This is a genomic window from Micromonospora sp. B006 (genome assembly GCF_003408515.1).
Classification (GTDB): Bacteria; Actinomycetota; Actinomycetes; order Mycobacteriales; family Micromonosporaceae; genus Micromonospora; species Micromonospora echinospora_A.
In genome coordinates this window covers 3505811-3520724 of record NZ_CP030865.1, presented here as the reverse complement: position 1 = coordinate 3520724, position 14914 = coordinate 3505811, and the positions used below count along the sequence as shown (strand labels likewise).

The following is a 14914-nucleotide window of genomic DNA, read 5'->3' as shown; positions in this document are numbered from 1 at the left end:
CGTCCTCGATGGTGGTCACTGCCGGCTGCCTCCCCGTGTCGGTGGGGGAGGACCGCCCGCGCGCGGTCGACCCTCCCCAGAGCCGGGAGCCATCATAGGTGCCGCCCGGAGCCGGTGAAACCCGCACCGTCCTCCTGTGGACACCGAGCGTGTCGCCCCCGGACCGTCAGTTCGGCGTGGCGCCGCCCTCCCGGTCCGTGCAGACCTGACCCGAGGTCGAGTACGAATCGGTGGCGTAGACGGCCAGCACGGTGAAGCAGTAGTCAAGCTTCGCGCTCAGCCCGTTCACCGTGTAGCGGGTCTGCCCCGCCTCCACAGTGGCCATCACGCCGAGCTTCTGCCCGGCCCGGCCACCCGCCACCACGAACGGCACACCACCGTTCGTCGGGTCGGTCCAGGACACCGTGACCGTCGTGGTGTCGTCGCGCAACGCCAGGTCACCCGGGGGCGGCCCGGCGACCTTCGGCGTCGCGGCGCCGGACGCGGGCACGGGAGCCGGCGGCGGCGCCGCCTCCCGGTTCAGCAACACCACGCCGACACCGACTACGGCCACCACCGCGAGCACCGCACCCCCCACCACCAGGGCCAGCACCGTACGGTTGCGGCCCGGCCGCTCCGGCTCCATCGGGTACGCGCCCGGCGGCTGGACCGGTGCCGGCTGGTGGAGCATCGGCGGGTTCACCGGCCCCGCGCCCGGCCCCGGCTGCGCCACCGGCTCCGGTCGCGTGGACTCGGGAAAGTCCAGCAGGTCCTCGTAGATCGGCATCGGCCGGTTCCGTTCCGGCGCGTCCCCCTCCGGCTCTGCTGCTCGGTCGATGGGTGCCGGCTCGTCCGCGTCGGGCTCGTCTGTGTCCTGCTCCGGGTCGGGCCGGTCGACCGGCTGGGACGGGGCCACGCTGCTCCACGGCGGCGCGACCATGCCCCAGGGCGGCACGGAGGTTCCGCTGACCGGCGCGGCGCTGACGGGCGCGGCATGTGGCTGGCCGGCCAGTGACGGGTAGTCGCCGTGCCCGGGCGGTCCGCTGACCGGCGGGTAGCCGGTGTGGCCGGGCGGTGCGCTGACCGGGGCGTAGTTGCCCTCGCCGGGCGGTGCGCTCACCGGGGCGTAGCCGCCCTGGCCGGGTGGTCCGCTGACCGGTGGTGGGTAGCCGCTGACCGGAATTCCGCTGATCGGGTACGCGGCCGCTCCGCTCACCGGTTGCCCCGGAGGGCCACTGACCGGGTGCGTGGGCGGCGCGCTGACGGGATGCGGCGTGGGCGTGCCGAGGGACGGCCCGTTCATCGGCGGCGTGGGCGTGGACGGTGCGCTGGCCGGTGGTGGGCCGGCGTGGGGTCGTGCTTCACCCGGGGGCGTACTGGCAGCCGATGCGCCGGCGCTTGTCTGGTTCGCGCTCGCGGCGGCGTCCATGGTTCGTGCGCCACCTTGGCCGGGGTCGCTCGCACCCGCCGGGCTCATGGGTGCCCCGCTCGTCGGGTGCGTGCTGACCGGTGGTGCGCTGATCGGCGGCGCGCTGACCGGCGGCGCGCTGACCGGCGGTGCGCTGGCTGGCGGTGCGCTGGCTGGCGGTCCACTCACCACGGGTGCGTCGGCCGGAGGTCCGCTGCTCTGAGGGCCGTCCAGCGGCGGCGCGCTGACCGGGGGTCCGCTGACGGGCCCGGATGCCGAGGGCCTGGCCGTGGTGCCGGCGGCCGCTGTCGCGGCTTGGCGCTCCGACTCCTCCTCCAGCAGCGGGCCGATCTGCTGTACCTGGATCGTCGGCTTGTCCCAACCTGGTCCACCGGGGACGGTCGGTGCCGTACCCGCGCCGGGACCGCTAGCGCTCGCCTCGATCGCCGCGGGGTGGACTTCCGAGGCCGCCGCCGTCCCGGTCCCGGCCGTGCGATTCGTGGCGGTGGATGCGGGAGCGGCTGCGGCCCCGGCCACCGGTTGGACGGGTGCCGGCCGTGGCGGCACGGGGGGCGACGTCGGTGCCGAAGTGGGAGCAGTGGGCGGCGTGGAATCCGCTACGGGCCGAGAGGCACCCGCTGGAGAGGTCGTCGAGGCAGGCGTGTTGACCGAAGGCGGAGCGGGCGGGGTCGAGGTGGGGGCCGGCGGGGCGACCGTCACTGCCGGCGGTGGTGGCAGGACACCGCTCGCCGGTGCGGGGATGCGCGGTGCCGGCGGCAGGACGGCCGGCGGAGGCGGCGGTGGTGGCACGACTACCGCCGACGGCATCCGCGACGAAGGCGGGGTGACGGAGGCTGGAGGCGCCTCGGTGCTCGGCCTCGCGGGTGGCGGCGGGATGACCGGCGGGGGCGGTAGCGGGGACGCCGGGCCGGGTACGGGCGGCGCCACCGGCCGCCCGTGCACCGGCGTCCCGGCGGGGGGCGCGGCCGTCGGCGTTCCAGGTGTTGCCGCCGGCGTTCCGGGCGCCGCTGGGGGCACCACAGTGCCGGGGACCGCTGAGTGCGGAGGTGGGACGACCGGAGGACGGGGCGGTACCGGCGTCACTCCGGGGGCGGCGGGCTGCCGACCGTACGTTCCCGGCGCTACGGGGGTGACACCCTGGGCCGGGGGTACGGGCCGGACACCGGGAATCTGCGGGGCTGCCCCCGCGGCCGAAGGTGGCGTCAGCGGGGCGGTGGGTTCGGCAGGCACTACCGGGAACCGGGAGGTCGCTTCCTCGGAGATCGGCGCGAAGCGCGTGGTCGCCTCCGCGGACGGCGGAGAGGGTGGCGAGGGCGGCGCCCACGGGCTCGTCGAGCCGTCCGGCCGCACGGCGGGATGCTGGTGTGGCGGGACCGGCGCCACCGGAGGGGCGGGCTGCGGGGGAGTGCCCTGCGGGTTCGGCACGGGATACGGCGGCTGCACGGCGCCGGGGCCCGGGCCGGGGCGGGGCGCCCACTGAGCGCCGGATGCCGCCGGAGACGTGGCAGGCGTTCCCGGGGCGGGGCGGGTCGGCGCGGGCGGGTACGGCGGCGGGATCGCCGGCAGCGACACGGTGGGCTCGGACAGAGCGGGACCGGAGTGCCCGGGGGAAGCGGGGCCGGGCAGGACCTGTCCAGGCTGTGCGGGCACGGCCGGACCGGAGTGTCCCGGCAGAGCCGGGTTGGGAGGTCCTGGCAGGGGCGCACCGGAGTGTGTTGGCGGAGCCGGGCTGTGGTGCCCCGGCAGGGTCGGACCGGGGCGCCCGGGCAGGGGCGGACTGGGGTGCGTGCCGGTAGCGGCGGCGGAGCCGCCGGGAGGTGGGCCGTAGCCGGCGGGAGCGGCGGCGGAGCCGCCGAGGTACTGGCGGGCTGCGCGTACCGCGGGGTGGTCCGGACCGAGCACGGCGGCCCCGGCGGTGGCCACGCGGCTGTAGTTGCGGCGGGCCTCGTGCCGGTTGCCCAGCTCCTCGGCGACCCCCGCGAGGTCGAAGCTGAGCGCGAGCATCAGGGGGTCGCCGTCGCCCCGGCGGCGCTCGCCGGCGGCGTAGGCCTCTTCGAGTACGCGCCGGGCGGCGGCCGGCGCGTCGGCCTCGCGGTGCAGCCGAGCCAGCAGGTGGGCGGTGGCCAGGACGTCCTGGTGGTCCTCGCCGTACGCCGGCCGGGCCGCGACGATCGCGTCGGCGAGCAGGCGGCGGGCGTTGGTCAGGTCGCCGGCGGCGCGCATCGCGAGGGCCTGGTGTTGAGTGGCGATCAACGGGGAGGGGTGGGACACGGGAGCAATGCTGCCCGGAATCGCCTGTTGAGCGCTACCCACCCGATCTTTGTGGGCGCTGACCTGCGCAAACATGCCGAGCTGGAGCTGATGTGCATGATCGTTCCGGGCCGTGTACAGTAATGCCCCGTGCGGCCCGCCAGGCCGGCCGATGCGGTGAGATGATCACCTTGGTCGACCGGGTAGGCTGGCACGTGCAGGTCCGGGTGGCGGAATGGCAGACGCGCTAGCTTGAGGTGCTAGTGCCCGTATAGGGCGTGGGGGTTCAAGTCCCCCCTCGGACACGAACCATTACCCCACGGTGCGCGTTGAGATCTACTTCAGCGCGCACCGTTTGCGTTTCCGGCTGGTAGTTCAGCCGGAGTCCGAGTTGCCGGTAGACCTCGGGTTTGTCGGCGGGGTCGGCGTCGCGGAGCACGGTGGTGATGTCGCCGAGCGCGTTCACCAGGGCCGTGATCTCTGCTCGGCTCAGCCGGCGCGGGGTGGCTCCCGCGATGGCCCGAAGTTCGGCTTCCGCGCGGGTGCGTTCGGCCTGGGTTTGGGCGATCCAGCCGGTGACCACTGCTGGGTCGGCGCCGGCATCGAGGGCGGCGCGGTAGCGCTCAAGCTTGGCGTCGCACTCGGTGATGATCGCTTGGGCTGCGGTGCCCGTTGTAGGCGGATGGTTCAGGGGTTGGGCGTCTGCCATCGCGGTGATCGTCTGCGCGATGCGGTGGGGCGCGAAGGCGGAGGCCAGCCAGGAGTCGAGCGGGTCGGTGAGCGCGTCCTCGCGCAGGTACACGTTGCGGGGGTGGGGAACCTGGTTGGCGAGGGCGTACTCCTGGGGGAAGCGGCAGCGGTAGTAGGCGTCGCCGTGGTTGTACTGGCCCTGCATGCGCCGGTCGCAGGCGGCGCAGTAGATGAGGCCCCGGAAGACGTACGGGTTGCGGGTGCGCTGCCGGACGTGTTGTCCACCGGTTCCCCGGCCCCGCCGGTGCAGGATGGCTTGGGCCTCTTCGAAGGTCGCGTCGTCGATGAGTGGTTCGTGGGTGATGTCCTTGGAGACCACCCACTTGTCGCGGGGGTTCCAGCGCATGACGCCGGTGTGGCCCATGGCCACGTCGTCGACGTCAAGCAGCACCTCGTCGGTGCGTTGCTTGTTCCAGACCTGCCGGCCGGTGTAGCGGGGGTTGGTGAGGATGACACGGACCGCGCTCTTGGACCAGGCGATTCCGCTGCGGTGGCGGTTGCGGGCGCGGTCGTGCGCTGACGGGCAGGGGACGTGATTGGCGGTGAGTCCCTCGGCGATGGCGAACAGGCCGATACCGGAGAGGAACTCGGCGAAGATCCGCCGGACGATCGGGGCGGTCTGCTCGTCGGGGATGAGGCCCTTGAGGTGTTTGCCGTCGGCGGCCTTGGCGGGGTTGGGGTGGGGTCCGAGGTCGCGCAGTGTGTAGCCATAGGGCGGTCGACCGCCGAGGTAGCGGCCCTCGAGCAGGGTCTGGGCGGCCATGGCAGTGCGGACGCGCAGCTTGATGCGGTTGCGTTCGCCTTTGCTCATGCCGCCGAAGACGGACATGACCAGCTCATGGGCCTCATTGTCGGGGTCGATCGGGCCGCCGATCTCGGGCACCCACAGTTCGACGCCGTAATGCGCGAACAGCGGCACCGTGAGACCGAACTGGTTGCCGTAGAAGGCGCGGTGAGGTTCACCGACCACGACGGCAGAGAAACCGCGCCGAGGGTCGCGCAGCGCCGCGAGAAGAAGGCTCGCCTGGACTCGCCGCTGCCAGGGGAGGGAGCGGCTCTGGCCGACGTCGAAGTACTCCGTGACGATGCGTCCACTGTGAGGCTGGATGAGTGTGGTTGCTCGGGTGAGTTGCCAGCTTCGGGACGATTCGGGGTCTTGGTTGTCCTCGGTCGACACCCGGCCGTAAAAGGCGAAGGGTTTCGGTGGAGGGGCGTTCATCGGTTCTCCTGGTTCGAGTTGTCGGTGCGGCGGTCGTTCGCGTGTCTGAGGAGCTTCAGCAGAGCGGCAGCGGCGCCGGGGTTCAACTCGGGTGGCTGCTCGGGTACTACCACGCTGGCGACGCTGGGCGGTGCGCTGCTGTCGATGGTCTCGACCGTCCATGAACGATCGTCTTCGCTCAGCTGGTCAAGTCCCTCGTCGGCCGGCGCGGCCGAATCCGGCTCTTGGTGATGTTCAGACTGGTGGTCGGGCGGCAGCGTCATGCGCCTCCGTCCGGCGGTCGCGCCGGCCGGCACACGCTGCGGTGGGCGTGCGCCGACCGCTCCTTGGCCTCCGTCAGCTCGCGGTGAGAGGGGGCGGACCGGAGGTCGAGGTCAGCATCGACCGCAAGGATGGGCGGGATCGTGGCGCTGTAGCTCGTAGCGCTGGTGACTCGGGCCGTGGCAGATGGGTGGGTTGTCATGGGAGATGTCCTCAGGGTTGGTCGGTGCCGGTTGCTCCGGCGGGCATGAAGAAGCGGCCGGTGCCGTGAGGCACCGGCCGCTCGTTGGGCAGCGGGGGCGTGACGTCTCTGCGGTCGTCAGGTTGGTTGGTGGCGGCCGTCGAGGTCGGTGGCAAGCGCATGGGGGCGTGGCTTGCTGTGCGCCCGGGTGGGCCAACCTGCTGCGAAGAGCACTCTCTTCACACCGAAGAGGTCACTGGTTCGATCCCAGTATCGCCCACCGTAGATGTATGCAGGTCAGAAGCCCGTCACCGGATTGCCCGGTAACGGGCTTCGCCGCGTTAACCACTTAAATTGGGAGCAGCTTGGGAGCAGGGGCGTTGATTATGCCGGGTGGCGGGCTCCAGTCGGCCTCTTGAGAGGCTGGACGGGTGTATCGACCCGTGGTGCAAGTGCTTGCGGTGGATCAGCCGGGGCGGCTCGGTCGCCAGCGGTGTGGTCCGTCGCTCCCATGCTGCCGATGCTCTCGCAGGACACCATCTCCACCGAGCGCCCCGGCTGGCGCCAACGGGCGGCCGACCTGGACGGCATTCACGCCTTCGCCGTCAACTCTCAGGTCTGTCGCCGCTGCCAGGCTGGCTGGTCGAGGATCCCTACACCCTGCCCCAACAGCGACGGTGCGAGCTGGCCGTGACTGGCCTGGACGCGCTGCGGGCCGAACATCCCGAGCCAGTTGGCACACCCCAGGCGGCGACGGCTCCGACCGGTGGAGCGGCGGCCGGTACGTCGTGCTCGGCACTCGCCCGGCCAGTGGAGCCCGGTGACCAGCGCGGAGCAGCCCGTCGGCGAGCAACACCAGCAGCCGATGGCCTACGCAGCGCCGCACCTGGACCCGGCTGAGGCCGAGGCCGCCGCCGCGCACCTGGACGAGCTGGCCGACCTCGCTGACGCCAGCCGCCCGCCGAGGCCCTAAATGGGGCAGAGCGGCGCAGCGACTGGAGCACCTCATGCCGACGACGCCGACCTCGTGCGGGAGGAGGTGACGATTGTCGGCGACGAGCTGCCGGTCACCGTGCAGGACCTCCTGGCTCTGCACCCGCCGCCCGCCCGACGACCCGCCAGCACGTGGCCACCACCGCGATCGGCGAGGCCGGCGGCGACATCGGCGTGCTCTGGATGGGCCTGGTCGACCACGACCGACGCTGAACCCCGGGCGAACGCAACGCATGCTCTACATAGGCCGTACATGCAGTCAGTCAGTGCGCTTGCACACGCAATACCAACACCATGAGCACTTCAACGGAGCCACCGTCTCGCCTACTTTCAAGGCCTTGACTCTTCAGTCCCGGCGGCTCGGAGATCGATAGCAGGTGACGAGCGAGGCGGGAAAGGTAAGCCCCGATCCCGACATCGCTGTCAGCCCTAGCTCAGGTGGGAGGCTTCGTGGGAGAAGCACCCGTCAGGTGCTGCGATGGCCGAGGCGCAGGACACCCGCGGGCCGACCCTGGGACTGCTGGCCGTTGCGGTTGGCCGATGCCACTGCGGCAAGCCGCTGAGATCGCGCTTCGCGCCGGGCGCCCCGAGGCTCAGAACGGTGCCGCCCAGCGTCCGGTCGGCCGCAGAGATCGGCGCTTCCTGCCCGACGTCGACCAACTCCGGGCCGATGTCGGGCAGGACTATCGCGGACGTGCCGGTGGCCGGGACACTTCCGGGTGCCCGGCCACCGGAGATCCACGGTGCAGGTGTTGGTCAGCCTCGCCCGGTCGACCACCTTGATCCGGTGCGCGGTGCGAGTAGATCCTTCCCGGCACGTTCCAGCCGGGCGATCTGGACGGCGCCGACGTCGGCGTCCAGCGGTAGGGCCATTACCGCAGCCCAGCGTGCGGCCTTGGCGGGTTCGCGTAGATGCCCGCGGAGTCGATCAGGCAAGTTCTGGACGGTCAGTCCGACGTAGGACCAGCCATTCCAGTCAGGGACCGCGTAGATCATCGGCCCGGGTAGAGCCGGGATCCGGCGCAGACGCGCATTTCCGGTACCGGCCGTGATCGGATATACCTGCCATGGCCGAGCGCCGGCGCGCAGGTGTTCGCCGACGACCTCGATCATCCGGTGCCAGCCGGTCGCGCAAGAGTGATCCGGATTTAGCCTCACGCGAACTCGTCCTCGTCCTCGTCGTCCTCCTCGTCCGGGACGGTCACGACCACCGACGGTGCGGGCGGACGGGCCGAGTAAAGCGCGCCGTTGATCTCGCTGTTGGTGTCGACAAGGCTCTTCCAGGTCGCTTGGTCGCCCAGAACCGGCTCCAGCGATAGATCGGCACTGCCGAGGGTGATCAGGGTTTTCAGGTCCGCCAGCGCCGCGTTGAGCTGGGACTGGACGGCGGCCCGCAGCCGGACGACCTTCGCGGCACCGGACTCGGTGGTCGGGGCCGGCTTGGGGGCGGCGGCCTTCTTAGCCTTTTCCTGCGCGGTGCGTGCCGGGTCCGAGTAGTGCACGACCCAGTACGGCACGAGCGGATCGGGCTGGCCGGCGTTGTCGTGCAACAGCTTCGAGGGATCGTCCGGGCGTGGCCGAGGCACCACGTAGCTGCCCGCCGCGGGCGAGGTCCGTTGCAGCTCCTGGGACGTGTACGAGTTGATCGCCCGACGGTCAGCCCGGAACGCGTTCGCGGCCCGCGCGAGCAGCCACAACCCGTCCGCGCTGGTGCCGAGGCCGGCCACGACGTCGTTGACGTCAGAGCGGAACGGCACCTGCTCGCGGTCGGCGGCGCTACCGGTGTTCGAGAGCAGCAGCTTGTCGGCGACCAGCGCGATACCGCCTGCCACCTGCAGTGTGTACCGGGCGTTCACGTCACCGGCCAGGGCCTTGGGCACCAGGGCGGTGAAGTCGGAGACCGGCACAGGGTCCCAGTCGACACCGAGGATCTCGTGCGGGATCGGACCACCGTTCTGCCAGGCTCGCAGCGCCTGACGTCGGGTGTCCTGCTTGGCCTGCCGCCACGGTAGGTCGATCAGCGTCATCAGGTGGCCGACGTAGGTCCGGTTCTCGATCCGGGAGACACCGAGCTGATCACGCAGGTGCCGCTTGATAGCGGCGAACTCGACCGGCGCACACAAGTACGCGGCCAGGTAGACGGCCCGCCAGAGGGCCGTCGCCGGCACTGTCTTGCCGAACACGGTCGGCAAGTCCTTGACCGGAAGGTAGCCGGTCGCGATCCGGGCTACGTTCTCGTCGAGGTCACCGTCGTAGACCGCGCGGGGCAGCGCCCGCACGACCGCCGCAGCGTCGGAGGCGCTCGGCTCCCAAGGTTTGAACTCGCCGTGCACGCTGGCGACCAGCGCCTGGACCGCGTCGTCGAATTGCTCCGCCGGAGCCACCCCGGGCACGCCGACGGTGTCGGTGCTCAGGATGACCTGGGCCGGCGGGGTGAGGGCCTGCCCGATGCGCAGCGCGTCCTCGTTCGGAGCTTCGCCAGCGACGCCCTGCACGAACCGCACTCGCATGTTCTGCAGGACCTCGGCGCGGCCCCGGGCGCGTACTGTCGGTGCTACCGTCGTGATGCCAGTCAAACTCAGCCATGAGCCAGGGAACCCGGTGCGAATCCGGGACTGACGCGCAGCGGTGAGGGTGACGGGCGGGGCACGACGCCACTGGACCCACGGTCTGGGAAGGCGCCCCGTCCGGTTGATCCCGAGTCCGAAGACCTGCTGGCCGCAGATCCGTCTGCGACACGTGCCCATCCAGGCCTCGCGCACAGGCCCCGGACGAAAGAAGACCCCGTGTCCCGATCGCACCGGATCACCGGCTCCTGACCCCGTGAGCGTCCTCGTTCACGTCGCGACCGCACTGACGGACGCCGCGTCGCCGGTGCTACGCGGGCAGGCCGAGGCAGCCGGCGCCCGACTGGCCTTCCTGCAAGCCGGCGAGCCCACGCTGACCCATGTGCTCGACCTGCTGCACGCCGAGGGCGTTCGGGAGGTTCGCCTGGAACCGGTGAGCACCGACGACCTGACTTTCGCCCGTTCGTGGGTGGGACGCGTGGCCGGCCACTGGCACCGTCAGCAGATCGACCCGCCGGTCATCCGGTTCGGCGAGCGTGCGATCACCGGGCACGAGGCGCCACTCACCTCACCGGCCTGGGAGACCACGCCGCCGTACCGCCATCATCTACTGCTGTGCCGCGGCCCGCGCTGCAGTGCCCGCGGCGCGGACGAGACCTATCGCGCGATCGTGGGCGCGTTCGTCGAGCAGCAGCTCACCGACGCCGACGTCCTCATGGCCCAGACCGGCTGCCTGTTCCCGTGCAACCACGGACCAGTCGCCGTCGTGCACCCCGCCGGCACCTGGTACGGGCCGGTGCGACCCGGCGACGCGGCACGCCTCGTCGGCGAGCACCTACGCGCCGGCCGTCCGGTCGGCGACCTGCGCCTCGGCTCCCGTGTCACCGAAGGAGAAACATGACACGCATCGCCCTGCTGTCCACCTCGGACACCGACCTGCTCTCGGCGCGGGCCAGCAACGCGGACTGGTCCTGGGCCAACCCTGCCCGGCTCACCGGCGAGCGCCGCGACACCCTGACCAGCGAGGCCGACCTGGTCATTCTGCGGGTGCTCGGCTCGCCCGAGGACGTACGCGACCTCGCCGCGCTGATCCGCGGCACCGGCCGTCCCCTGGTCGTGCTCGGTGGGGAACGGACGCCGAACGCCGCGTTGATGGGGCTGTCGACCGTCCCGATCGGTGTCTGCGCCGAGGCACACCGCTACCTCGCCGAGGGCGGCGCGGAGAACCTGCGCCAACTGCACGCCTTCCTGTCCGACACCGTGCTGCTGACCGGCGAAGGCTTCGAACCGCCGGCGGTGCTGCCCGAGTGGGGAGTCAGCCGGCAGCCGGCCCCGGACGCCCGGCCCCGCGTCGGAGTCCTGTACTACCGGGCCCACGAGGTGAGCGGCAACAACGCGTTCGCCCACGAACTCGCCGATGCCATCGACACCACCGGCGTGGCCACCGGCGTACCGATCTACGTCTCGTCACTGCGGGCGGCGCCCGAGGAGTTGTACGCCGAACTCGCCACCCTGGATGCGATCGTCGTCACGGTCCTGGCCGCCGGCGGCGCCCGGCCCGCCGCCGCGAGCGCCGGCGGCGACGACGAGTCCTGGGACGTCGAACGGCTGCGCGCCCTCGACATCCCCGTGCTGCAGGCTCTGGCGCTCACGTCCAGCAGAGCCGAGTGGGAGGCGTCCGACGAAGGCGTCACCCCGCTCGACTCCGCGACCCAGATCGCCATCCCCGAGTTCGACGGTCGCCTGATCACAGTCCCGTTCTCATTCAAGGAGGTCGACGTCGACGGCCTGCCCCGCTACGTGACCGACCCTGAGCGATGCACCCGCGTCGCGGGCGTCGCCGTCAACCACGCCCGACTGCGGTACGTCCCGCCCGCCGAGCGCAAGGTGGCCCTCGTCCTGTCGGCCTACCCGACCAAGCACAGCCGCATCGGCAACGCCGTCGGCCTCGATACGCCCGTGTCGGCGATCCGATTGCTGCGCGCGATGCGAGATGCCGGCTACGACCTCGGCGCACCCGGCGCAATTCCCGGGCTCGACCCGCTGTTCCCGGTCGAGGGAGAGGATGCCGACACGACGGCCGGCAACGCGCTCATCCACGCTTTGATCGCCGCCGGTGGGCAGGACGAGGAGTGGCTCACGCAGGCTCAGCTCAGCGAGTCGCACGTGCGTATCAGCCGGGACGACTACCGGCGCTGGACTGCCGGATTGCCCGCCGCGCTACGCGACGCCATGGCCGAGACCTGGGGCGAGGCTCCCGGCTCGCTTTTCGTCGACGACGACGGCGACATCGTGCTGGCCACACTGCGCGCCGGTAACGTCGTCATCCTCATCCAGCCCCCGCGTGGCTTCGGCGAGAACCCGGTCGCGATCTACCACGACCCGGCCATGCCTCCGTCGCACCACTACCTGGCCGCGTACCGCTGGCTCGAACACGGCTTCGGCGCCGACGCGGTGGTGCACCTCGGCAAACACGGCTCGATGGAGTGGCTGCCGGGGAAGAACGCCGCGCTCTCAGCCGCCTGCGCCACGGACGCGGCGATCGGCAGCATGCCGTTGATCTATCCGTTCCTGGTCAACGATCCTGGCGAGGGTGCCCAAGCCAAGCGCCGCGCGCACGCCACCATCGTCGACCACCTGGTGCCGCCGATGGCACGCGCCGAAAGCTACGGCGACATCGCCAAGCTGGAGCAACTGCTCGACGAGCACGCCAACATCGCCGCGATGGACCCGGCGAAGCTGCCCGCGGTCCGCCAGCAGATCTGGACGCTGATGCAGTCCGCACAGATGCATCGCGACCTCGGCCTGGACGAACGGCCCGGCGACGAGGAGTTCGACGACTTCCTGCTGCACGTCGACGGCTGGCTGTGCGAGATCAAGGACGTACAGATCCGCGACGGATTGCACGTGCTCGGCCAGGCACCGACCGGACAGGCACGCGTCAACCTGGTGCTCGCCGTGCTCCGCGCGACACAGGTCTGGGGCGGACAGAACCGGGCACTGCCCGGCCTGCCCGCCGCGCTGGGTCTTGCCGAGGACGCCCCGGCGGCCGACATCGACGCCGTGGAGGCGCAGGCCCGTGCCCTGATCGAGGCGATGGAGAAGGCCGGCTGGCAGGCTGACGCGATCGACGCGCTGCACGACGACCCGGTGGTACGCGACGTCCTGCGCTTCGCCGCCGAGCAGGTCGTGCCGCGGCTGGCCGCCACCACCGACGAACTGACCAACGTCCTGCACGCGCTCGACGGCGGTTTCGTCCCGGCCGGGCCCTCCGGCTCCCCGCTGCGCGGACTGGTCAACGTCCTGCCGACCGGCCGTAACTTCTACACCGTCGACCCGCGGGCCGTTCCGTCCCGTCTGGCCTGGGAAACGGGACAGGCGATGGCCGAGTCCCTCGTCGCCCGGCACCTCGCCGAAACCGGCGAGCACCCCCGATCGGTCGGCCTCTCCGTGTGGGGCACCTCCGCGATGCGCACCTCCGGCGATGACATCGCCGAGGTGCTGGCGCTGCTGGGCGTACGCCCCACCTGGGACACGGCCTCACGCCGGGTCAACGGCCTGGAGGTCATCGGCCTCGACGAACTCGGCCGGCCCCGCATCGACGTGACCGTGCGCATCTCGGGATTCTTCCGCGACGCCTTCCCGCACGTCATCGAACTCCTCGACGACGCCGTGCAGCTCGTCGCCGGGCTCGACGAACCCGATGAGCGCAACTACGTGCGGGCACACACCCGCCACGACCTCGCCGAGCACGGCGACCAGCGGCGGGCCACCACGCGGATCTTCGGTTCGAAGCCCGGATCGTACGGCGCCGGCATCCTCCAGGTCGTCGAGTCCGGCACCTGGCGCGACGACGCCGACCTGGCCGCCGTCTACACCGCCTGGGGCGGCTTCGCCTACGGCCGCGGCCTCGACGGCATCGCGGCAACCGACGACATGCGAACCAACTACCGGCGCATCGCCGTCGCCGCGAAGAACATCGACTCCCGCGAGCACGACATCGCCGACTCCGACGACTACTTCCAATACCACGGCGGCATGATCGCCACGGTCCGCGCGCTGACCGGCGCCGAACCCAGGGCGTACGTCGGTGACTCCACCACGCCCGACGCCGTACGCACCCGCAGCCTGCAGGAAGAGACCAACCGCGTCTTCCGCTCGCGGGTGGTCAACCCGCGCTGGATCGCGGCGATGCAGCGCCACGGCTACAAGGGAGCGTTCGAGCTCGCCGCCACCGTGGACTACCTCTACGGCTTCGACGCCACCGCCGGTGTCGTCCACGACTGGATGTACGAGTCACTGGCCCGTGAATACGTCCTCGACGAGACGAACCAGCAGTTCATGCGCCGCGCGAACCCCTGGGCACTGCGCGGCATCGTGGAACGGCTGAACGAGGCCGCCGACCGTGGACTGTGGGCCGAACCGGACGCCGAGGTCATGGCGGAGATGGCCCGCGTGTACCTCGAGGTCGAGGGAGACCTGGAGGATCAGGCGTGACACGGCGCCTCACCCTGGTCGGCCTCGGCCCGGGCGACCCCGAACTGGTCACGGCCCAGGCCGTCCGGGCACTCAACGAGGCCGACTACTTCCTCGTCGCCGACAAGACCGGACAGCACCCGGGCACGGCCGACCTCATCGCGATGCGCGAGGCGATCTGCGCCCGGCACGTCACCGGCGCCTGGCGGCTCGTGCACGTACCCGACCCGGAACGCGACCGTGCCGGCCCGGCCGACTACACCGGCGCGGTACGCGACTGGCACGAGGCACGGGCCGAGGCGTTCGAGCAGGCATTGCTGGACAACCCGGGAGACGCCGCAGTGCTCGTCTGGGGCGATCCGGCCCTGTACGACTCGGCGATCCGTGTGGCCGACCGCATCGCCGAACGCGCACGGGTCGACATCACCGTGGACGTCGTACCCGGCCTCAGCAGCATCCAACTGCTGGCGGCACACCACCGGCTCGTCCTCAACACAATCGGCGGCCCGATCACCATCACGACCGGCCGCCGCCTGCTCCACGACGCGGCGACACACGACAACCTCGTCGTCCTGCTCGACGGGGCATTGACCTGTCGCCAGCTCCCCGAACTGTCGGCCTGGCGGATCTGGTGGGGCGCGAACCTCGGCTCGTCCGACGAGCAACTGGTGGCCGGCAACCTTGACGAGGTCGCCGACCGAATCTGGTCCCGGCGGACGGCGGCGAAACAGAGCCGCGGCTGGGTCATGGACACGTATTTGTTGCGCCGGGCCGGCAGCCTCGAGCGGCGATCCTGAGAATCACATCCT

Annotated in this window: 9 protein-coding genes, 1 tRNA gene, 1 pseudogene and 1 riboswitch; of the genes and pseudogenes, 6 read left to right on the top strand and 5 right to left on the bottom strand. The window is 71.5% G+C overall.

Going from position 1 to position 14914, the window contains the following annotated elements; all coding sequences use genetic code 11:
* Window positions 1-166: 166 nt before the first annotated feature.
* Window positions 167-1195: a fibronectin type III domain-containing protein gene (locus MicB006_RS15665; protein ID WP_225980777.1), complete on the bottom strand. Its 1029-nt coding sequence runs from the start codon at window positions 1193-1195 to the stop codon at window positions 167-169.
* A gap of 58 nt (window positions 1196-1253) precedes the next feature.
* Between MicB006_RS15665 and MicB006_RS31655 the strand changes: the two genes are divergently transcribed.
* Entirely contained in the window at window positions 1254-1610 is a 357-nt protein-coding gene (locus MicB006_RS31655; protein ID WP_152037847.1) for a hypothetical protein, read from the top strand.
* A gap of 1895 nt (window positions 1611-3505) precedes the next feature.
* Here the strand turns inward: MicB006_RS31655 and MicB006_RS32790 are convergent.
* Window positions 3506-3631, bottom strand: a pseudogene (locus tag MicB006_RS32790) (hypothetical protein); the annotation flags it as partial.
* A 248-nt stretch (window positions 3632-3879) separates the two neighbouring features.
* Between MicB006_RS32790 and MicB006_RS15655 the strand changes: the two are divergent.
* Window positions 3880-3963, top strand: a tRNA-Leu gene (locus tag MicB006_RS15655).
* Here MicB006_RS15655 and MicB006_RS15650 read toward each other — a convergent pair.
* A complete protein-coding gene (locus MicB006_RS15650) occupies window positions 3945-5627 on the bottom strand; it encodes a recombinase family protein (protein WP_116507048.1) in 1683 nt (560 codons plus the stop codon). The two genes, MicB006_RS15655 and MicB006_RS15650, sit on opposite strands and share 19 nt — an antisense overlap.
* Window positions 5624-5890 (bottom strand): hypothetical protein, encoded by a 267-nt coding sequence (locus tag MicB006_RS15645; protein ID WP_116507046.1) that lies wholly within the window; start codon window positions 5888-5890, stop codon window positions 5624-5626. The genes MicB006_RS15650 and MicB006_RS15645 overlap by 4 nt, the downstream gene beginning before the upstream one ends.
* A 999-nt stretch (window positions 5891-6889) precedes the next feature.
* Here MicB006_RS15645 and MicB006_RS31830 point away from each other — a divergent pair.
* A complete protein-coding gene (locus tag MicB006_RS31830) occupies window positions 6890-7042 on the top strand; it encodes a hypothetical protein (protein ID WP_161565932.1) in 153 nt (50 codons plus the stop codon).
* Between the two features lie 1174 nt (window positions 7043-8216).
* On the opposite strand, the gene MicB006_RS31650 is transcribed toward MicB006_RS31830, so the two are convergent.
* Window positions 8217-9572 (bottom strand): hypothetical protein, encoded by a 1356-nt coding sequence (locus MicB006_RS31650; protein WP_152037845.1) that lies wholly within the window; start codon window positions 9570-9572, stop codon window positions 8217-8219.
* 42 nt (window positions 9573-9614) lie between these two features.
* A riboswitch (cobalamin riboswitch) is annotated at window positions 9615-9796 on the top strand.
* 89 nt (window positions 9797-9885) lie between these two features.
* On the opposite strand from MicB006_RS31650, the gene MicB006_RS15640 reads away from it, so the two are divergent.
* Genes MicB006_RS15640 through cobF form a run of 3 tightly spaced genes read left to right on the top strand, consistent with a single transcriptional unit; the run spans window position 9886 to window position 14902 of the window.
* Window positions 9886-10530 carry a ferredoxin gene (locus tag MicB006_RS15640; protein WP_116507044.1) on the top strand — a complete coding sequence of 215 codons (645 nt, stop codon included), beginning with the start codon at window positions 9886-9888 and terminating at the stop codon, window positions 10528-10530.
* On the top strand, window positions 10527-14126 hold the full coding sequence (gene cobN / locus MicB006_RS15635) for a cobaltochelatase subunit CobN (RefSeq protein WP_116507041.1): 3600 nt from the start codon (window positions 10527-10529) through the stop codon (window positions 14124-14126). Before MicB006_RS15640 ends, cobN begins: the two co-directional genes overlap by 4 nt.
* Complete coding sequence (gene cobF, locus MicB006_RS15630; RefSeq protein WP_030275065.1) at window positions 14123-14902, top strand: precorrin-6A synthase (deacetylating); 780 nt, start codon at window positions 14123-14125, stop codon at window positions 14900-14902. The genes cobN and cobF overlap by 4 nt, the downstream gene beginning before the upstream one ends.
* Window positions 14903-14914: the final 12 nt, after the last annotated feature.

Bases quoted from the DNA above. Each gene is read 5' to 3' on its own strand.
- MicB006_RS15645 (WP_116507046.1), bottom strand. From the start codon at position 5,890: ATGACGCTGCCGCCCGACCACCAGTCTGAACATCACCAAGAGCCGGAT.
- cobN (WP_116507041.1), top strand. From the start codon at position 10,527: ATGACACGCATCGCCCTGCTGTCCACCTCGGACACCGACCTGCTCTCG.
- MicB006_RS31650 (WP_152037845.1), bottom strand. From the start codon at position 9,572: ATGCGAGTGCGGTTCGTGCAGGGCGTCGCTGGCGAAGCTCCGAACGAG.
- MicB006_RS15650 (WP_116507048.1), bottom strand. From the start codon at position 5,627: ATGAACGCCCCTCCACCGAAACCCTTCGCCTTTTACGGCCGGGTGTCG.